General features: G+C 34.3%; 19 protein-coding genes. 17 read left to right on the forward strand and 2 right to left on the reverse strand.

Going from position 1 to position 19,449, the window contains the following annotated elements; translation table 11 throughout:
- Positions 1–16 precede the first annotated feature (16 nt).
- From I6751_RS05835 to I6751_RS05865, 7 genes are all read left to right on the forward strand, one after another.
- On the forward strand, positions 17–901 hold the full coding sequence (locus I6751_RS05835; protein WP_196592159.1) for an AraC family transcriptional regulator: 885 nt from the start codon (positions 17–19) through the stop codon (positions 899–901).
- Positions 902–1,566: 665 nt separating this feature from the next.
- Positions 1,567–3,354, forward strand: coding sequence for a BglG family transcription antiterminator (locus I6751_RS05840; protein ID WP_196592160.1), 1,788 nt, complete (start codon positions 1,567–1,569; stop codon positions 3,352–3,354).
- 15 nt (positions 3,355–3,369) lie between these two features.
- Complete coding sequence (locus tag I6751_RS05845) at positions 3,370–3,837, forward strand: PTS sugar transporter subunit IIA (protein ID WP_196592161.1); 468 nt, start codon at positions 3,370–3,372, stop codon at positions 3,835–3,837.
- Positions 3,838–3,899: 62 nt separating this feature from the next.
- A complete protein-coding gene (locus tag I6751_RS05850) occupies positions 3,900–4,766 on the forward strand; it encodes a ketose-bisphosphate aldolase (RefSeq protein ID WP_196592163.1) in 867 nt (288 codons plus the stop codon).
- Between the two features lie 18 nt (positions 4,767–4,784).
- Entirely contained in the window at positions 4,785–5,099 is a 315-nt protein-coding gene (locus tag I6751_RS05855; RefSeq protein ID WP_196592164.1) for a PTS fructose transporter subunit IIB, read from the forward strand.
- Positions 5,100–5,114: 15 nt separating this feature from the next.
- A complete protein-coding gene (locus tag I6751_RS05860; protein WP_196592165.1) occupies positions 5,115–6,200 on the forward strand; it encodes a PTS fructose transporter subunit IIC in 1,086 nt (361 codons plus the stop codon).
- Between the two features lie 22 nt (positions 6,201–6,222).
- Complete coding sequence (locus I6751_RS05865) at positions 6,223–7,074, forward strand: class II fructose-bisphosphate aldolase (protein WP_196592166.1); 852 nt, start codon at positions 6,223–6,225, stop codon at positions 7,072–7,074.
- Between the two features lie 218 nt (positions 7,075–7,292).
- Here I6751_RS05865 and I6751_RS05870 read toward each other — a convergent pair whose 3' ends face one another.
- A complete protein-coding gene (locus tag I6751_RS05870) occupies positions 7,293–7,937 on the reverse strand; it encodes a plasmid pRiA4b ORF-3 family protein (protein WP_196592167.1) in 645 nt (214 codons plus the stop codon).
- Between the two features lie 137 nt (positions 7,938–8,074).
- On the reverse strand, positions 8,075–8,947 hold the full coding sequence (locus I6751_RS05875; RefSeq protein ID WP_196592168.1) for an SPL family radical SAM protein: 873 nt from the start codon (positions 8,945–8,947) through the stop codon (positions 8,075–8,077).
- A gap of 396 nt (positions 8,948–9,343) precedes the next feature.
- On the opposite strand from I6751_RS05875, the gene I6751_RS05880 reads away from it, so the two are divergent.
- From I6751_RS05880 to cas1, 10 genes are all read left to right on the forward strand, one after another.
- On the forward strand, positions 9,344–9,835 hold the full coding sequence (locus tag I6751_RS05880; protein ID WP_196592169.1) for a helix-turn-helix domain-containing protein: 492 nt from the start codon (positions 9,344–9,346) through the stop codon (positions 9,833–9,835).
- A gap of 136 nt (positions 9,836–9,971) precedes the next feature.
- The gene (locus I6751_RS14000; RefSeq protein WP_269140839.1) at positions 9,972–10,097 is read left to right on the forward strand and encodes a hypothetical protein; all 126 of its coding nucleotides are present in this window, start codon (positions 9,972–9,974) and stop codon (positions 10,095–10,097) included.
- Between the two features lie 132 nt (positions 10,098–10,229).
- The gene (gene cas10, locus I6751_RS05885; RefSeq protein ID WP_196599019.1) at positions 10,230–12,866 is read left to right on the forward strand and encodes a type III-A CRISPR-associated protein Cas10/Csm1; all 2,637 of its coding nucleotides are present in this window, start codon (positions 10,230–10,232) and stop codon (positions 12,864–12,866) included.
- 24 nt (positions 12,867–12,890) lie between these two features.
- Positions 12,891–13,295, forward strand: coding sequence for a type III-A CRISPR-associated protein Csm2 (gene csm2, locus I6751_RS05890; RefSeq protein ID WP_196592171.1), 405 nt, complete (start codon positions 12,891–12,893; stop codon positions 13,293–13,295).
- A complete protein-coding gene (csm3, locus tag I6751_RS05895; RefSeq protein ID WP_196592172.1) occupies positions 13,295–13,993 on the forward strand; it encodes a type III-A CRISPR-associated RAMP protein Csm3 in 699 nt (232 codons plus the stop codon). The genes csm2 and csm3 overlap by 1 nt, the downstream gene beginning before the upstream one ends.
- Position 13,994: 1 nt before the next feature.
- Entirely contained in the window at positions 13,995–15,002 is a 1,008-nt protein-coding gene (gene csm4 / locus I6751_RS05900; protein WP_196592173.1) for a type III-A CRISPR-associated RAMP protein Csm4, read from the forward strand.
- Positions 14,999–16,261, forward strand: coding sequence for a type III-A CRISPR-associated RAMP protein Csm5 (gene csm5, locus I6751_RS05905; protein WP_196592174.1), 1,263 nt, complete (start codon positions 14,999–15,001; stop codon positions 16,259–16,261). Before csm4 ends, csm5 begins: the two co-directional genes overlap by 4 nt.
- A gap of 13 nt (positions 16,262–16,274) precedes the next feature.
- On the forward strand, positions 16,275–17,069 hold the full coding sequence (gene cas6, locus I6751_RS05910) for a CRISPR system precrRNA processing endoribonuclease RAMP protein Cas6 (protein ID WP_196592175.1): 795 nt from the start codon (positions 16,275–16,277) through the stop codon (positions 17,067–17,069).
- Positions 17,070–17,109: 40 nt separating this feature from the next.
- A complete protein-coding gene (csm6, locus tag I6751_RS05915; RefSeq protein ID WP_196592176.1) occupies positions 17,110–18,423 on the forward strand; it encodes a type III-A CRISPR-associated CARF protein Csm6 in 1,314 nt (437 codons plus the stop codon).
- A gap of 24 nt (positions 18,424–18,447) precedes the next feature.
- On the forward strand, positions 18,448–19,446 hold the full coding sequence (cas1, locus tag I6751_RS05920; protein WP_196592177.1) for a CRISPR-associated endonuclease Cas1: 999 nt from the start codon (positions 18,448–18,450) through the stop codon (positions 19,444–19,446).
- Positions 19,447–19,449: the final 3 nt, after the last annotated feature.

Below are 19,449 nucleotides of genomic sequence, written 5' to 3' on the forward strand. Positions count from 1 at the left end.
GTTAGGAGTCGTAGCTATGGTTGATACAAAAAGCACAATTAACCGTTGCCTTTCATTTATAGAAAAAAATATTACAGGAAAGCTTAATCTGGATAAAATAGCAACGCATAGCTTAATATCGAAGTATCATTTACATCGTATGTTCAGAGCACTTACCGGAGAAACATTAATGGACTATGTTCATGCAAGAAAGTTGTCAGAGAGTATATCTGATTTAATGTACAGTAACTTGCGTATTTTAGATATCGCATTAAAATATGGTTTTGAATATGAGCAGTCATACATTCGTGCTTTTAAGCAAAGTTTCAATTGTACACCTCAGCAGGCACGTCGCAGAAAGGTGTCATTGCGGATTATTGAAAAAATGAACATAAATGATATTTACGGAGTAGAAAATTCAGCAATTTATAAACCTTTTTTTGTGTTTAGATCAAAAACATATTTGATAGGACCGAAAACTAAAATTATGTATAAGTCAGGTGATCGTGCAGCAAACGAACTTGGAAAGAAATTTTTTTATGGTGAGCGGCAAAAAATAAAAAATGTCTTAAATGAAAATATATATTATGGGTATACTGACTGGAGCAATAGCAAAAATGGCTATATCTATTATATGCCTGCAACACAGGTGGAAAATTTACAATATATACCTGAAGGAATGTCTGGAATTGAAGTCCCTGCAGGTAAATATGTTGTTTTTCGTTTTGTCGGATTTTTTCGCCCGGAAGATCTTAATGGGCGAAAGATAGGACGATTATTGGTGCATATGTATAATAAATGGATTTATAATTCAGGATATCGTTTTTCGGTTCCATTTAGATTTGAATTAATTGATAGCAATATAGCAGCAGATAATTATTGTGAATTGGATATATACCAGCCGATTGAACCGGTTCATTAAAATTATAAAATTAAAGTAGGTGAAAATATGATTATGGTAGTGTAATACTTTATGGAGCAAGGCTTATTAGAGAAGAAAATTGCGGTTCGGGCCGTATTTATAAATTAGGTTGAAAAGTATACATACAGAAATTATGGTAAAGACTGGAGAGTGAAATGGGATGAGGATAGTAACGCATTTGGTGAAGGTCAGTGGGAGGGTATTTGAGTAAGATGAAAATATGAGAGTGTAAGCCATTTTGTATAATTTTCATGTGTATATATGCTGAAATGGTACTTGTTGCCTTAGTTGTCAATAGTCAATTAAGCCGTTTTTGCTGTCATTTTAAAAGTCATGATTTTTATGATACCAGACTCAACTATATAGGGAAAATATTTATCGAAACAAACATATTGAAAATTAATATTTACAATATGTTTGATAAAGGGCGTAAATAGAACTTTTATATCAGGCTAAATGAAATTTATAAATTGTTGTAAAAACCTTGGCGTTTATATCTGCCAAGGTTTATTTACTTATTAATCAAGGTATATTACAAGTTTCCATATTACTCATAGAAAAAATAGTATACTAATTTATGGAATATATTGTAGAAACATTTTGGTATTTTTGCAATATTAAAAAAATGTTATTATAAAAATAGAAAAAGAACAGGGGGAGGTCAGATGGAAGACTTATATAACAGACAAAGATTACTTATAAAATACTTATTGGAGACTGATGATTTTACACCCGTTAAAGTTTTCGCAAAAAACTTATCATGTTCTGATAAGACCATTCGTAATGATTTAAATTATTGGGAAAGCCGGGGTATCACAATAGAAAAAATAGCAGGTAAAGGAATAAAAATAGCTGATACGCAAAAATACCTTGTAAATGATATATTAAATCAAAAACAAGGCAGCAGTATATCTACCAAGGAACGTCGTATGAAAATATTATTTGAGCTGCTTGAAGGGAAACAGATGCGTTTATCTATTCAAGGTTTGTCTGATAAATATTTTGTAAGTAAAACATCTATTGTGAATGACCTGCAAATGATTGAAACACAAATAGCTCCATATGATCTAAACCTGCATAAAGATGTTAAAGGAACATCCTTAGCTGGTTCCGAGACGAATATACGCCGTGCATTGGTGGATATGATTAATCAATTTGTAAAAACGAATGAAACTAATCTGCTAAACAACTATTCACGAATAGATTATGACACATTACGAGAACTTGAGCAGCATTTTGGTCAGGATAATGTAAAAAAAGTAGAAAATATGATTGAAAAAATAGAAAGCTTTCTGGATTATAAAATTATTGAACCTTATTATATAAATCTTGTAACCCATATTTTGATACTAATAGGACGAATACAACATAATAAAACTGTATTTTCTGAATTTAATTCAGATTCGCCTAATTATGACAGTAAATTTTATATAGCGGCAAAATCAATGCGGCAGTATATAGAAAACGATTTTAAAGTTTCTTTGAATTCTGCTGAGACTTTTTACATTTATCAATATCTGACATCTTCAGGTGGAATAGGCAGCGTGGCTGATTCAAATAATTCTCTTAATGATGATGTCCAGACGATCGCTGCCGATATTATCGAAATGAGCCTAAAAATATATCCTTTAAAATTTGCTTTCAGTCAAAGCCTATACAAAGCACTATTATTACATTTAAGACCTATGCTGAATCGTATAAACTATAAAATTTACATTAAAAATCCTATTTTGGATCAAGTCAAGTCTGAATTTCCCGAAGCTATGATTTTACTAAAACTCATTATGCTTAAAATACAAATTAAATATGAGCTGCCAATGGTGAGTGAAGATGAAATAGCTTATCTAGCTGTATATTTTCAAAACGCTGTAGAAGAAATCATAAACAAAAGGAATGTTGTTATTGTTTGCTCCAGTGGTATAGGGACATCACATCTCCTAAAAAAACGCATTGCAAAGTATTTTCCGGAATGGCACATTGTAGATGTAATTTCGGCTAAGCAAATTGACAATATTATTATAAATAAACAGATTGATTTAATTATTGCCACTGTAAAATTAAATATAAAAACAAATATTCCAATTGCGTATGTGAGTGCGTTGTTTAATGAAACTGATGCCCAAAATCTGCGAAAATCTTTTATGAAACAGTTTCCTATGCCTGACAATGATAAAAAAGATTTTTCAAAAGGCTGTTTTTATAAACGAAATGAAAATGTACATACAAAGAAAAGTATAGATAATATGTGCATAGCACAGTGTACTATAACACCATATCTTCATGTAACAGTTTATGAAAATAGTCTAATGGCAAAAACGAGAGTTGAGATTTATAATACTGTGATTTCCGAGGGCAGCTATGATAAAAATATAAATGTCTATCTGCCTAATAAAAATGAGTTATCTGAAGACGTTATAAAAAAAATTTATTATTGGATATTAGAAAACAAGTAATATGGGGGCCTTTTAATGGATATAGCCGGAGTTAGAGAAATTTTTAATGAACGTCTTATTGATTTGGATATGAAATCAGTTAATAAAAGAGAAGCAATAGAAGAATTAACCGACAGTCTCTACAAAGAAGGACATATCATTGACTGTAAGGCTTTTGTAGATGATGTTTATCTTAGAGAAAATGAGGGACAAACAGGAATAGGAAATCATATTGCTATTCCACATGGTAAGTCTGATGCTGTAAAAATAACATCTATAGCATTTGGAAGAACTAAAAATGATCTGGCGTGGGAAAGTCCGGATGACGAACCAGTACATGTAGTAATTCTATTTGCCGTACGTAATGTAGATAAAACCACAGTGCATTTAAAACTATTATCCCAAGTAGCAATGGCACTGGCAGATGATGCTACATTGGATAAGCTGTTAAAAACAAATGACAAAACAGAAATAATAAGATTGTTGTCACAGGAAATGAATTGATATTTTAATCAGCGCTAATTAAACAATTGTTTAATATATAAATATAAAAGGGGTTTTTATTTATGTTAGTTACTATGAAAGAAATGCTTGAAACAGCTCAAAAAAATAAGTTTGCCGTTCCTGCTTTTAATGCCGGAACAGGGCAATTACTTACAGCTATGATGGAAAGTGCTGAAGAAAAACAAGCACCGGTTATCATGGCAATTCATCCTGATGAGTTGAAATTTTTAAGAGACAGTTTTATAAGCAGTGTTATTTATGAAGCCAACCATACTAGAATACCGGTGGTAATACATCTCGACCATGGTGCAACCTATGAACAATGCATCCATGCTATCCAGTTGGGATTCACTTCGGTGATGATTGATGGTTCGCTGCTGCCTTTTACAGAAAATATTGCTTTAACTAAAAAAGTTGCAGATGCAGCTCATTCTGTTGGAGTCTCAGTTGAAGGTGAATTGGGCACTATAGGACAAACAGGTGACTCCATAGAAGGCGGTACTACTCAGATAGTTTATACTAAACCGACTGATGTAAAAATTTTTGTGGAAAAAACAGAAGTTGATTCTTTAGCTGTAGCTATCGGCACGGCACATGGTATTTATCCGAAAGGTTTTGTACCAAAACTAAAACTGGACTTATTATCAGAAATCAAAAACATTGTTGATATACCTTTGGTTTTACATGGTGGTTCGAGTAATTCAGACAGCGAAATCGCTGAATCCATAAAAAGAGGAATTTGCAAAATTAATATATCAAGTGATATTAAATTCAGCTTTATGAAAGGAATAGAAAAATATTTGCAAGAAAAAGGATTTGAACGTGAACCAAATGTAATTTATCCATCTTGCATTCGTATGTGTCGAAATACCATTGAAGAAAAAATAGCTTTATTTAATGACAGTGATAAAGTAAAGTGTTTTTACTGAGTAAAGGGGAAGATAGTGATGAATATAGTCGGTGTTGCTGCATGTACCTCTGGTATCGCCCATACTTATATTGCTAAAGAAAAATTAATGAAGGCCGGAAAAGCATTGGGACACAATATTCATATTGAAACGCAGGGTACGATAGGTACAGAAAATAAATTAACTGCCAATGACATATCTGCTGCTGATGTAGTCATCATCGCTGCCGATATTAAAATCAATGGAACAGAACGTTTCACAGGCAAAAGAATTGTTGAAGTTCCAACCAGTGTTGTAATTAAATCTCCTAAAGGACTTATTAACAAAATTCAAGTCGAACTTGGCTTAACGTAAAAGGAGGCAAAATAAATGGTAAATGAACTTAGATTAAGTGAACTAAAACGTCATGCAATGACAGGAGTATCTTATATGCTGCCGCTTGTTGTAGCTTCAGGTTTACTAATTGCAATAGGAAATATTTTTGGTGGTAATCCGTCTTTGATTTCAAATTATAAAGGTTCTTATTCTATATGGCAGGCAGCGGTCACGCTCGGCGTTTATGGTATGCAGCTTATACCGGCAATTATGTCAGCTGCAATTGCGTATTCTATTGCAGACAGGCCCGGAATAGCTCCCGGACTCTTAATGGGTATGATTGCTAATGCTATCGGTGCTGGTTTTTTTGGTGGGATGCTTGGAGGGTATTTGGCTGGCTGGTGTGTAAACTTTCTCAAAAAAGTTGTCAAGGTTCCCAATTGGGCTCAGGCCTTAATGCCAATGCTTATTCTACCACTGCTGGCATCAGTTATTATTGGTTTTATAATGTTCTTCATAATTGGTGGACCTGTGGCTGCAGCATCTTTTGCTCTTACGGATATGCTGCAAAATATGCAAGGCGGTTCAGCTGCATTATTTGGCGCAATAATGGGAGCGATGGCTGCATTTGATTTTGGCGGGCCGGTTAATAAGGTTGCTTCATTATTTGCTGATGGTTTATTATTGCAGGGAGTATGCGGACCAGAAGCAATAAAAATATGTGCATCCATGATACCGCCATTTGGTGTAACTCTTTCATGGTTAATGCGCAAAAAAAGATATAGCAAAGGTGAATCTGATAACATCAAAATTGCTTTTCCCCTGGGGATCTGTATGATTACCGAAGGAGTAATTCCAATAGCCGCAGTAGATCCTTTACGTGTTGTATTTTCCTGTTCGGCAGGTGCAGCTGTTGGTGGAGCTATCATTATGTTATTGGGTGTACAATCACCTGTTCCCTCCGGGGGAATGTTTATCGTCCCTGCAATGAATAATCCAATAGGATTCCTTATAGCACTTGGGATTGGAACAGTCATCACGGCAGCTTTGCTTTCTTTATTAAAAAAGGATGCTGTTGAAGAAGAACCTATAGAGGAAGAAGAAGCAGAGCTCGACTTAGGTGACATACAAATCAAATGAAATTCGAGGGGGAAGTAATACAATGTACGTTTCTATGAAAAATATGCTCGAAAAAGCAAATGCTGAAAATTATGCTGTTATGGCAATTAACTGTTTTAATTTAGAAACAGTACGGAGTGTAATAACTGCCGCAGAACAAGAAAACGCTCCTATCATAATTGATATATACAATGATCATCTTTTACAACATTGTGACAGTGAACTGATAACACCTATCGTTAAAACACTTGCATATAGATCTAAAATAAATGTGGCTTTAAATTTTGATCATGGTCAAGAAGTTATTGATATAAAAAAAGCAATTGATGATGGTTTTTCTTCTGTGATGGTAGATGCTTCGCGTTATGGATTAGAAGAGAATATAACCATAACCAAAGGTATTGTTAACTATGCACATTCAAGAGGAGTAAGTGTTGAAGGAGAAATTGGCTGTATTGGTGCAGTAGCTGGAGAAAATTATACAAGCAATTCTATGTATACAGACCCAGACGAGGCTGAAAGGTTTATAAAAAGCACTGATATAAACGCATTAGCAATATCCATTGGATCATCGCATGGCATATATCCGGATGGAATGATTCCTGATTTTGATTTTGAACGTTTGCAGAAAATAAAGTCATTGGTGAATATACCTTTGGTATTGCATGGTGGTTCTGGTTCAGGAGAGAAAAATATTTTAACATGTGTCAAATATGGTATCAATAAAATTAATGTAGGGGGTGATTTTATGACGGCAAATACTGATGCTGTTAAAAAAGCCTTAAAAAAAGACCCTGCCATCAACTTTTTCGATTTAATAACGAAAACTGAAAGGGAAAGTATTATAACTATAAGAAATTACATTAGCCTATCGGGTTCTGCAAATAAAAATTAATTACTGGTACTATTTAGAATGAAATTTCGAAAAACATAATAAATAGATTCACTTAAGTCAAGTGTATCTATATTTTAGACAGAGATATTTAAATGGGACTATCGCATAAATAAAATTACCTTATAAGGATGCGGTTCACCATCGCTACGCGATTTTTTGTCCTTTTAAGAGCGGAGATATTTTGGGAATAAGATGTAAGTCGGCTGATTACGCCTGCCTCATTTCATTGTTTTAATTTTTAAGCAGGTTTTAAGCAGGTCATTTTCAAAAGCAATATCAAAATCCCGGTAATGTTGACTTTCGCCCCATTGGTGCATTTCTTCATGATCGGGATGCTTAGGATTGTTCCAGACACGGAGAAATTTCTCATATCCAGGAATCCCGCCTACGTCCTCAGGTGGACAGGCACCTTCACCCTCTAGAATTGTCGGATAGCCAAATTGATATTCAGCAATGATTTTTTCAAGTTTTATTTGGTGTTGCCAGTCATCGCCGAAATCGTAAATATAAGTAAGTGTTTTATATTCCTCCAGATATCGATCAATTTTAATGGTCTGTGGCTGCCTTATAACTGTCTCCAATGTCCGGGCAATAAACCCGTGTGGATCATTGTGCTTGGTCAGTGTCTTTCCCTTAAATTTTTTTTGGTAGAACTTAAACGCTTCATAGGCTTCTTTATCATTTGTGATGCGAAGCTTTTCCTGCGAAAATTCAAACTCATATAAATGGCTGTCCCACCAATCCATAGCAAACTGGATAGTGTCATGCAGCCGCTTAAAGGTGATATCTGCCGGAATAATGACCCTGCGCCAAATAAGCGGTTTCGAATCAACCAACTCTATCTTTATCTGATATGCTTTCATCTATATTCACCTCATAGCACATTAAAAAACGGGTGCGTCTGGGTAACACCCTGTGGACTTCATTTTTATAATATGGAACTTCTTCTAAGAAAATTATTAATTTGATAATGCTTGCCGTTATGTCAAGGGTTATGGTCTCAGTCGAATAAGCTTAGCTGTTTGGCAGAGTGTTTTTCTTCAAATGCATTCAAATAGTCAAATATTTTCCTGTTGTCGTGTAGTATACCGTGTTGCTTGCATTTTTGATGAAACAGTTTCATTAAGATACTATTGTCAGGACTGTTTATTTCATACTGGTTTCCGTAGATTCGTATATATTTTTCTTTCATGCGAGGAAAATTCAAATCCAGTTGACGGTAAAAATATTCCCTATTTCCTTCTCTGAGTGTCAATCCCATACCGAAACAGATAATGCCACGAACCTTGGCCTCAATACACATATCTAAGATACCGAAAATATTGTCTTTGGTATCGTTAATAAAAGGTAAAATAGGAGATAACCATACAATGGTGGGTATTCCAATATCATATAATTTTTTCAAAACCTCAAAACGTTCCCTTGTTGTACACACATTAGGTTCGATTTTTCTGCATAAATCTTCATCATAAGTAGTCAGTGTCATTTGTACAACGCATTTTGTTTTATTATTTATCTTCTGCAAAAGATCTAAGTCCCGTAAAATACGGTTTGATTTCGTAATTACTGTGAATCCAAATCCCTGCTCATATATCAAATGCAAGGCCTTTCTAACATTCTTTAGTTCCATTTCTAAAGGGATATAGGGATCGGTCATGGAACCGGTACCTATCATACATTTTTTTCGTTTATGTGTAAGGGCATACTTTAACAGATCAAGTGCATTTTCCTTGACTTCAATATCTTCAAAAGCGTGGTCAATATGATAACACCTGCTCCTGGAATCACAATAAATGCATCCGTGGGAACAACCACGATACAAATTCATTCCGTTTTTTGAAGATAGTATGCCTTTTGCTGCCACGAAGTGCATTTACTTCCTCCCTGTATATTTAAATTACCTTTTGTGTGGTTAGATTTTCCATAGCTTTGATCATAATGAATTGCCTGGCCGTATAGGAATATTGCTATGGAACTGTCTTAAATAATTATATCAGATGTATTTTATACTTCAAGTTTGTAATTTTTGAAGAATTTATAAAAAATGTGTTTGAAAGATTTCTTATCATTTAAAATTGGCAGTCATTAGTTATACTAAGAATTTTTATTTTCACGTACATAGCTATTTCATTTATACACTGGGAAATAATAAAGATATATGCATAATAGTAAAATTTGCTGTTTTTAACTTGGCGTTATTCTGATTGACATATTTTATTATACATATTACTATATATTTTAAGGTATTTAAATATATAGAGGTATAAATATGAGATTTTTAACACCGGAGCAAGTGGCTGATTTATTGCAGGTAGATTCTAATACGATATTGTTGTGGCTCAAACAAAAAAAAATACCAGGTGTCAGAATTGGCAATATTTGGCGTATAGAAGAAGAAAGATTGCAAACTTTCTTAACACAGAAACTTGACAAGCAGACAGAAAAATCTTCTTCCTATGAAGAGTATGAAGAGAATTTTGAGCGGGCAATTACACGGGGGCGTCGTGGCAGAAAACCTACGGGTAAATATGACGGTCTCAAAAATTTTTTAAAAAGTAATAAAGGTATAATTCTACATATGAGCTTTGCAGAAGTACAAGATTATGTGGAGGATAAATTACCGCAATCAGCATATCGGCTACGGCCATGGTGGGCAAATGATTATTCACATTCTCAGGCAAGGGCATGGCTTCACGCCGGCTGGCAGACAAAAAGTGTTGATTTAAAAAAGCATAAGGTTACATTTGAAAAACGTAAATAAAAACCAGGCAGATTCTAATCCTGGTTTTTTTATGCTCTTGACAAAAGTGGAAATATTGTTATAATTAGATATAATTTAAAAGTATTTAAAGGTATTTAAAAGTATTTAAAGGTATTTTAAATAAAGGAGATTTATAATGGAGATGAATTATTTATCAATGCGTGACAGACGCAGACGTAAAAATAAGTATGCACCGGTAATCCAGGGATTGCCACTAGGATTTAGTAGAAATTACTGGCAAACCCGTAAAAAAAAACAATAATTAAAATAAAATTGTGATATAATTATTTTAATTGCTGAACTTTTCTCATAAATCAGTACAAGTTCGGATATTTAGGTATAATGGTTTTATAGAAGGGGTATAGAAAAAGAGAGAGAGGGAAGATTATTGATAATGCAAGAGAAAATGGTGAATAAAATTTCACTAGCAGCACTTCTTCATGATATTGGTAAAATTGTTTATAGGGCTGACAATACCCATATAAATCATTCTGTGTTAGGTAAAAATTTGCTGGAAAAATACTGTACAGATAAAGATATTTTACAGGCAGTCGCTTATCATCATGAAAAAACATTAGTTAAGGCACGTATAGCTGAGAATCACATAGCTTATATAATATATGAGGCAGATAATATTGCTGCTGGTGCGGATAGACGGGAAGAAACTGACGGTGAATATGGATTTGATAAATATAGTCCATTGGAAAGTATTTTTAATCAATTGAATGGTAAATGTTCCGATAGTGAAAAATGTTACCATAGATTACGTGGTTTAGATCAAACTGAAAAAATTAATTATGGAATACCGATATGGCAGCAAAATATAAAAGCTGCCAGGGATAAGTATGAGAAGTTACTTTCTTATATGGAAAATAACTTCAAAAAATTGGCTAAGGAAAATAGTAAGGATGGATTTATTTCTGTAGAACCGGCACAATTACTTAAAATAATGGAAGATATTTGTTCTTACATGCCATCCAGTACAAAAGTTTCACAAGCCTGTGATGTATCTTTATATGACCATGTAAAGTTAACAGCAGCCATTGCTAATGCGATGTATCTTTATTTTGTCGATAATAATATAATTGACTATAAAAAAGCTTGTTTTAGTAAACAAAATAAGATATATCGGCAAAAAAATATGTTTTTACTGGTATCTGGAGATATGTCCGGGATACAGGATTTTATCTATACTATATCGAGTGCTGGTGCATTGAAATCACTGCGGGGACGTTCGTTTTATCTGGATATGATCCTTGAATATATTGTCGATGAAGTATTGGGAACATTGGAACTTAACCGTTGTAATCTAATTTATACTGGTGGTGGGCATTTTTATTTATTGGCACCAAATACACAAAACGTGAAAGACAAGTTGAAACAATTCAAAAACAAATGTAATGAGTGGTTTTTGCGAAAAACAGGAACGTCTTTATATTTGGAAATGGGATATCAGGAATGCAGCGCGGTAAATTTCATGGTGCCAGAAAGTAATAGAAATGCGGATGGTGATTATGAACAGATCGGTGAGATATTCCGGATATTGAGCAATAAGCTCAGCCAGCAAAAATTGTGTCGCTATAATCAAGAACAATTATCAGCAATGTTTGATCCGGCAAGCAATATAAATAGAACACGTGACGGCAGCAGGGAATGTGGTGTATGCCATACTTCATCAGTAGATAAATTAGATGAGTTTCATGGTAAACATGATGGAAATACGCAAGCCTGTAATCTGTGTAATAAATTATATGATTTTGGCAAAAAAATTATATCTGATAAAAATATTTTTGCTGTAATAGAAAGTGCAGAGGGGCTGCCACTGCCTTCATTGGATGGACATGAGTACAGCTTATTATCGATGGATAAGGACGGTCTGCTGAAATTTTACAATGGCAGTAATATTAAGCGTTTGTATACAAAAAATGCGGCTGAAACAGGTAAATTATTATCTACCAATTTGTGGGTAGGAGATTATATTACTCATATATTGCAGCAGGAAAACTCCAAAGACGAAAAAACAGCCGATTTTGAATACCTGGCAGGGCAAAGCCGTGGTATTAAACGCCTGGGTGTACTTCGTGCTGATGTAGACAGACTTGGACAAACGTTTGCTACAGCATTTAGTGATGAAAATGGAGCGCATTACTTGACACTATCGCGTATGGCATCATTATCTAGGCAGATGTCAATGTTTTTTAAAAAGTATATAAATTCTATATGTGCCGGACGTATAGAGGGTGAAAATGAACAGGAAAAACCAATTTTTTCTTTGTGGAATAATAAAAAGCAGGCAAGAAAATTAGTTATTGTTTATTCAGGCGGAGATGACGTTTTTGTAGTTGGCGCATGGGATGAAGTATTGGAATTTGCTGTAGATTTATACCAGTCATTACAGCGCTTTACTAATGGAAAGATAACATTATCAGCAGGGATGGCGATGCTTGAACACAAGTATCCGATCAGTCAGATGGCGAACATTGCCGGCCAGATGGAATCCATAGCTAAAGATAGCGGCCGTAACCGTATTGCATTGCTGGACATGCAGGAAAAAATGCAAACAAATGGGGAAGATAATAAAAATAAACAGGTAGTTCATTGCTATGAATGGCAAACATTTATAAATGAAGTTGCCGGTGAAAAATTACAGTTTTTAATTAAATATTTCTTATTTAATACAGAACAGACGAATGCGGATGAAACGCCTATAGGAAAAGGACATTTAGCAATTGGTAAAGGGCAGCTTTACAGACTGGTAGAATTTATACGCAGAAAAATTAATATCAGCGATCAAGATCAGAATACGCCTAAACGTATGAATATAGTACGATTTATTTATTGGCTGGCAAGGCTGGAACCTGACAAAAAAAATGAATCAGCATATGCAGATTATCAGGAAGTAAGAGGAAAACTATATGACTGGTTGGTAAAAGATGATTTACAAGACAGCAGACAGTTGTTAACAGCGATATTTCTGGTGATATATGGTATCCGTGATAAAAATGATGTAAAAGATATGATAGATGAATAATAAAAAATGATGGAGGTGGATAAAATGGCACAAAGTATATTAGATGAAGCTAAAAAATTATATGCAGAAGCAATAGATTTAAAAGGTGGCAGAGATGATTTAACTACATCACAATTACGTAAATTTTTAAACGATGTTGTGAAAATTAGTAACCGTGTAGAAATTTTGCGGTCAAAACGTATACAGACAAAAGGCGAATCTAATGAATTGCCGCAGGAACTGCAAAATTCCATAGAATTTCTTGATGTAAAACTTATGTATCAGGTGGGACGTAATAATGATAGAGGTGCACTGAGAAAATTTTATGAAAAAGGGGATATGGCTTCAAGAATCACACAGGCCAAAAAAGGTATTGCAGAGTACAGAAAATTTGCTGATTTGATGGAAGCGGTTGTGGCATTGCATAAATATCATGGAGGTAAAGACTAATGGCAGATAATGTAAGAACGTTACAGGCTAAGATAAGTATTACTGGTGGTCTTAAGATATTGACAGGACTGCATATTGGCGGTGGTGGCAACACTTCGGCAATTGGCGCGGTAGATAGTCCAGTTATAAGAGACCCGCTTTCAAAATGTCCGATTATTCCAGGCAGTTCATTAAAAGGTAAAATGCGTACCTTGCTGGCAAAACTGTATGATGACAAAGATACTGGTGTACTTGGTAAACCTGATAATGATAATTATATAGTAAAACGTTTATTTGGTTCCAGTGATCCGATACAACCAGCACGACTACAGTTTTTTGATATTTTTTTGCAGGAAAAAAGCAAAAAAAGTATTGAAAAGCTTGATACTGATCTGTATCTTACCGAGGTTAAATTTGAAAATACGATAACCCGTACGACATCGCAGGCTAATCCACGCCAAATAGAACGGGTTCCAGCCGGAGCTGAGTTTGCTTTTAAACTTATTTATAATCTAGAAAGAATAGATGAATATCAAGACGATATGTTGGCATTACACAATGCATTTATTTTGCTTAAGGACGATTATATTGGTGGACATGGTTCGCGCGGCTATGGCCGAGTGGAATTAATTAACATAAATGTTGCAGTACCGATAAAAAGAGATGATATAAATATTGATAAGGAGCAGATAGCAGGTATTTTAAAAGGTGGCAAATGACATGAACTATAGCATATATAAATTATCCTTTACAGCACCTTGCCGATTTGGCCCATCAGCAGCAGGAGCCGGGCTTAACAAAAGTGATATTGCCTGTCAGGCAGATACACTGTTTTCAGCACTTGCCAATGAATGTGCAGCATTTTATGGGACAGATAAATTACAAATTTTTAAAGATATGGTGCAGACAGGCGCACTATTAGTAAGTGATTTGCTGCCATATAAAGATGATACGCTGTTCCTGCCGAAGCCATTATGGGCTTTAGAACACAAGAGAGAAGAAGAAGAGTCCCTGAACACTATAAAAAGCCGTATGTCAGGAGCTAAAAAACTAAAAAAACTACAGTATATACCAGTATATGACTTTGAAAATTACATTGACTGCATAAAAGAAGGCAAATCGTACATTACTGACAATAACAAAATTGAAAGTATAGATGATATATATGAAAAACAATTATTAGAACGGGTAAATTGCCGTGGTGAAGAAAATTTGCCATACTTTGTAGAACAGGTGGTATTTGCCGAAAAATGCGGACTGTATTTTATTATTGGCTATAATGATGAAAGTCAGAGTAAAGTTATAAATGAACTTGTCAAATTGTTGTCATATAGTGGAATCGGCGGCAAACGTAGCAGCGGTTATGGCAAATTTACTTATGAAGTTATAGATTTAGCAGCCCAGGATGTTGGTGAAGATACAAGCACTTTGTATCAATTGCTGACAACTGGTAAGGGCAGCATATATATGAACATATCCGATCTTATTCCTGATAAAGATGAAATTGCCGCACTTCTTGAAAGTTTTTATCGTTTAGTACCGCGCAGCGGTTTTGTCACAGATGGCGGGTATAAAGCCACACCGTTTAAACGTAACCGTTACTTTGCTATTATGCATGGCAGCTGTTTTAAAAAACCGCTTAAAGGCAGTATAATTGATGCCGGAAATGGTGGCAGTCATCCTGTATATAGATATGGTAAGGGATTATATGTGAGGTTAGATTTATGAAAAATTTTCTGGAAACAAAAAGACTGCGATTGGATTGTCTGACACCGATACATATAGGCAGTGGTAATAAACTCAATAAAAATGAATATATTTTTGATAAAAATAATGGGGTAGTTTATTTATTGCAGCAAAATAAATGGCTGGAATTTTTATACAACTATGAACCAGAAAAGCCAAAACAGGAAATGAATGCGATACGCGTTAAAGGGTTTGAGGCATTAGCACAAGCTATGGGACGCAAAACAAAAGATTTTTTGCAGGAATATAAGAAATTCATTATAAATAATGCAGGCAGTAAAAATCTCAAGTCATTATATCAATGGTGCAGAGATAATGATATAAAAATGTCCGCTGCAGCAAAATGTGCCCTCGCAAAAACATATATAAACAGTGAAAAGAATGATCTGAGCGACATGATGCCTTTCATGCGGCATGCCGATGGCAGTATATATATTCCCGGCAGCAGTATAAAAGGGGCTGTCCGTACAGCACTATTATATGAAATGATTAAAAAAGCACCACAATATAATTCTTGGCAGCGTGAATTGAAAAATATAAATCCACATGATAAAAAAACATATGGGAAATTGGCGAAAACAATAGAGAAAGCCGTTTTTAATAAATATACTGGATTTGTTGACAATAAGGGTGTGGTGACTGATGCCAGAGCTGATATTATGCGTGGACTGCGAATAGGTGATGCTGAATTATGTGATAAGGGTACCAAAACACAGATATACAGGAAATATGATATAAGCCTGCATAAAAATAAACAGGGTGAATCAGTAAGGAGATTGCCATTATATAGGGAATGTGCACCAAGCGGCAGCAGCTTTGAATTTGCTGTTACATTGGAGAAACAATTTTTACAAGGTACAGGAATTGATTCAATAGAAGATGTTTTTAAGATAACAAACTCATATGCAGCTGAAATAATCAGCATGGAAAAAAGTGTATTTGATCAGTATGGTGAATATTGGAATGGCAAGGAAAACATGGCCAACATTATTATTGGCGGAGGAACGGGATTTTTGACAAAAACAATTATCTATGCACTTTTACCACGACAAGAAGCAGTTAATGTCGTAAAGAATTATCTTGATAGTTCTTTTACCACCTATGACAGAAAAGCACATGGACGTGTTCCGGCACATAATCATAAAATACTTGATACAAAATTGTCACCGCGTACGCTGAAAGTTGCTGGTGATGTGAATAAAATGTATCATATGGGGTTGGGACAGATAATAATAAATTAGAAAGCAGATTTATATGATAAAGCAATATGCATTTTATATTACACCACTGGATAATAATGAACGGATACATTTTAATATGGGTTCAATAATGCACGGATTTTTGATGGAATCACTGCCACCGACAACAGTGCAACATTTGCATAGCACTGATGCCAGACCATACAGCCAGCACATACAAATGGAAAACAATATAGGAATATGGCAGATAAATGCTTTAAGCGATGACATTATAGGTTATATTGACGGCTTAATTAAAGATTGGGACGGACGGGATATTTATTTAAAGCAGCGTGATAAAAAATATCATTTACAGCTTTTTTATGTATCATCGCAGTATTCTTATCAGAAATTCAGTAAGTACTTTTTTACAGAGGCTGAACCGAGCCGCAATCTTAACGTACAATTTGCGACACCTACTTCTTTTAAAGTATATGGCAAGTATCAGATATTTCCTGACATCAGGCTTATATTGTCAAGCATCTGCAAAAGATGGAATGCTTTATCTGACAGTGTAGTGTTTGATGATGAACAGGCACTTACTGATATATGCAGTAGTACTTTTATAAAAAACTATCATTTGTCATCAATGAGATTTGCCTTGGAAAAAGTAAAAATAACTGGCTTTGGCGGTAATATAGAAATCATGCTAACAGGGCCGGATATGACTGCACGCTGGATAAATATGCTTATGGCTTATGGACAGTTTTGTGGTATAGGCATCAAGACTGCCCTTGGAATGGGTGCCGTTAAAGTGCAAAAAAAAGTATATAAAGCTGATAACATAGCGTATGTGGAAATGATAAATTAAATAATATACGAAGAGGAGCTGTATTATTATAAAAGAATGTGTGCTTTTTTCACCGGTTGGCAGTACTGATCCGATAAGAGATGACTTTGACGGACCTATGCTGCATATAGTAAGATATTACAAGCCTAAGAAAGTATACTTGTTTTTTACTGCAGAAATGGCAAAACGTGACTACAAGGATAACATATATGAATGGACGTTGCAGCAACTTGACCCGGCAATGCAGATAGGAAAAATTTATCATGAAGATATAACTGATCCGCAAATTATGGATAAATTTGATAAATATTATCCAAAAGACATAGAAAAAATATATAAAGAAAATCCTGACTGCCAGATAATTGTCAATGTTACCTCGGGAACTGCCCAAATGATGACTTCAATACGTATTTTTGCAGCACAGGCAGATTTCCCGATAAAGCTTATAGCTGTGGATACTCCAGCAAAAAAATCTAATCATAGTAAGCCTGTAGATGATAATTATGATAAGCTGCTTAGCTGGGAAAATAATTTTGATAATGAAATAGATAATGCAGATGTTGTTTGCCGATGTAAGGAGATTAAGCACGACAATATAAAAAAAGCAATAATCAAAAGTATCATAGAAAAATATATAGAAGTATATGACTACAAAGGTGCACTTATGGCTTTGCAGCAGGCACCTGGCTTTTTCAGTAGACAGCTGGGAACAATACTGCAGGGAGCCGATTACCGTCTCCATTTAGAACATAATAAAGCACAGATAAGTTTTAATAATACAAATGTGGAATATAAGGATGTATATCCGGTACAGGCTAGCGATTGCCGTGATATATTTGAGTACATACTGCATTTACAAAAACTAGGTGAAAGAGAATATTTACTTGAATTTGCCCAGGGATTTTCACCATTACTATTCAGATTGAGTTATTCTTTTTTGAAAAAAATATTGAAAGTTCCCATAGATGAATATATACGAATTGATAAAAAACATGTGAAACATTATGATGAAGTAAAATTGCCTGATAAATATAAAACTGAATTGATAAAAGAATTTCATATAATAAATTATAAAACACCGCTTAATACAGCAAATCTTTTACCAATAATTGCATATGAAGCAGTACAGCAAAAAAAATTCGATGGTTATGAAAAAATAAACCGGCTCAGAAAATTTGAGGAAAGTGTACGGAATATTGCTGCCCATGAAATAAGTGCTATTTCAAAAGAAACCTTTAAACGTGATGCGGAAACAACATGGGAAAAAATTATTACGGATTTTAAATCTTTATATCAAATAATATTTCATGGAACTGTTGATTGGGATAGCTATGATGCCATGAATGAAAAAATAATGCAATATCTCAGATTATAAAAAGTAAAATCAGGAGATGTTATAATGAGCTTTGCCTATATTACAGAAGATGGGGCTCGGATACAGAAAAAGGGCAATAAATTTATCATTGGCAGAAATTTAGAAACAATAATGGAAATACCAGCAGAAATACTGGAAGGATTAGTACTTATTGAAGATGTACAAGTATCTTCACAGGCAATAGTCGAATTGTTAAAACGAGGTATACCTGTCACATGGATATCATCTATTGGCAAGTTTTTTGGAAGATTAGAATCTACTCAGCATGTAAATGTATTTAAACAAAAACAGCAAATGTTGCTGCAAGATTTACCATTTTCATTGGAATTAGGTAAAAAAATTATATTTGCCAAGGTCCATAATCAAATTATAGTGCTGCGCCGCTATAACCGTCGAATGCAATTAGAAAATATTAGTAGAATAATAAGAAATATTTTAGCGACAAGAAAAAATATTAATTCAGCAAAAACAAAAGAACAACTTATGGGTTATGAAGGGATAATCGCCCGACTTTATTTTGAAGCACTGGGGGAAATTGTTCCTGAAGAATTTGCTTTCACAAAAAGAAGTAAGCAACCACCGATTGATCCTTTTAATTCGATGATTAGCTTTGGCTATACACTTGTAATGTATGAAATATATACAGCTATCGTTAATCAGGGACTTCATCCCTATTTTGGTTTTCTACATGCACTTAAAAATCATCATCCGGCGCTTGCTTCTGATTTATTAGAAGAATGGCGGGCTGTTATTGTTGATTCTTTGGCATTAAATCTAATTAAGCATAAAGAAATAACACTGGATCATTTTCAGCCGCCTAGTGATGATAATAATGGCATTTATTTAACACGTGAAGGAAGAAATATATTTTTAAAAGCTTATGAGAGAAAAATGCGTACAATAAATAACTATCAGGATAGTAAAAAATCTTATCGGCATACATTAAATTATAGTGTACAGGCCTATTCACAGGCATTAATGGATGAGAATGTAAATATTTATAAACCTATATTTATTCGATAAAAG

Source organism: Pectinatus frisingensis, from assembly GCF_015732285.1.
In the GTDB taxonomy this organism is placed as follows: domain Bacteria; phylum Bacillota; class Negativicutes; order Selenomonadales; family Selenomonadaceae; genus Pectinatus; species Pectinatus frisingensis.

Excerpts from the sequence above, each read along its gene's own strand:
- I6751_RS05835 (WP_196592159.1), top strand. The coding sequence starts at position 17 with ATGGTTGATACAAAAAGCACAATTAACCGTTGCCTTTCATTTATAGAA.
- I6751_RS05840 (WP_196592160.1), top strand. The coding sequence starts at position 1,567 with ATGGAAGACTTATATAACAGACAAAGATTACTTATAAAATACTTATTG.
- I6751_RS05845 (WP_196592161.1), top strand. The coding sequence starts at position 3,370 with ATGGATATAGCCGGAGTTAGAGAAATTTTTAATGAACGTCTTATTGAT.
- I6751_RS05850 (WP_196592163.1), top strand. The coding sequence starts at position 3,900 with ATGTTAGTTACTATGAAAGAAATGCTTGAAACAGCTCAAAAAAATAAG.
- I6751_RS05855 (WP_196592164.1), top strand. The coding sequence starts at position 4,785 with ATGAATATAGTCGGTGTTGCTGCATGTACCTCTGGTATCGCCCATACT.
- I6751_RS05860 (WP_196592165.1), top strand. The coding sequence starts at position 5,115 with ATGGTAAATGAACTTAGATTAAGTGAACTAAAACGTCATGCAATGACA.
- I6751_RS05865 (WP_196592166.1), top strand. The coding sequence starts at position 6,223 with ATGTACGTTTCTATGAAAAATATGCTCGAAAAAGCAAATGCTGAAAAT.
- I6751_RS05870 (WP_196592167.1), bottom strand. The coding sequence starts at position 7,937 with ATGAAAGCATATCAGATAAAGATAGAGTTGGTTGATTCGAAACCGCTT.
- I6751_RS05875 (WP_196592168.1), bottom strand. The coding sequence starts at position 8,947 with ATGCACTTCGTGGCAGCAAAAGGCATACTATCTTCAAAAAACGGAATG.
- I6751_RS05880 (WP_196592169.1), top strand. The coding sequence starts at position 9,344 with ATGAGATTTTTAACACCGGAGCAAGTGGCTGATTTATTGCAGGTAGAT.
- I6751_RS14000 (WP_269140839.1), top strand. The coding sequence starts at position 9,972 with ATGGAGATGAATTATTTATCAATGCGTGACAGACGCAGACGTAAAAAT.
- cas10 (WP_196599019.1), top strand. The coding sequence starts at position 10,230 with ATGCAAGAGAAAATGGTGAATAAAATTTCACTAGCAGCACTTCTTCAT.
- csm2 (WP_196592171.1), top strand. The coding sequence starts at position 12,891 with ATGGCACAAAGTATATTAGATGAAGCTAAAAAATTATATGCAGAAGCA.
- csm3 (WP_196592172.1), top strand. The coding sequence starts at position 13,295 with ATGGCAGATAATGTAAGAACGTTACAGGCTAAGATAAGTATTACTGGT.
- csm4 (WP_196592173.1), top strand. The coding sequence starts at position 13,995 with ATGAACTATAGCATATATAAATTATCCTTTACAGCACCTTGCCGATTT.
- csm5 (WP_196592174.1), top strand. The coding sequence starts at position 14,999 with ATGAAAAATTTTCTGGAAACAAAAAGACTGCGATTGGATTGTCTGACA.
- cas6 (WP_196592175.1), top strand. The coding sequence starts at position 16,275 with ATGATAAAGCAATATGCATTTTATATTACACCACTGGATAATAATGAA.
- cas1 (WP_196592177.1), top strand. The coding sequence starts at position 18,448 with ATGAGCTTTGCCTATATTACAGAAGATGGGGCTCGGATACAGAAAAAG.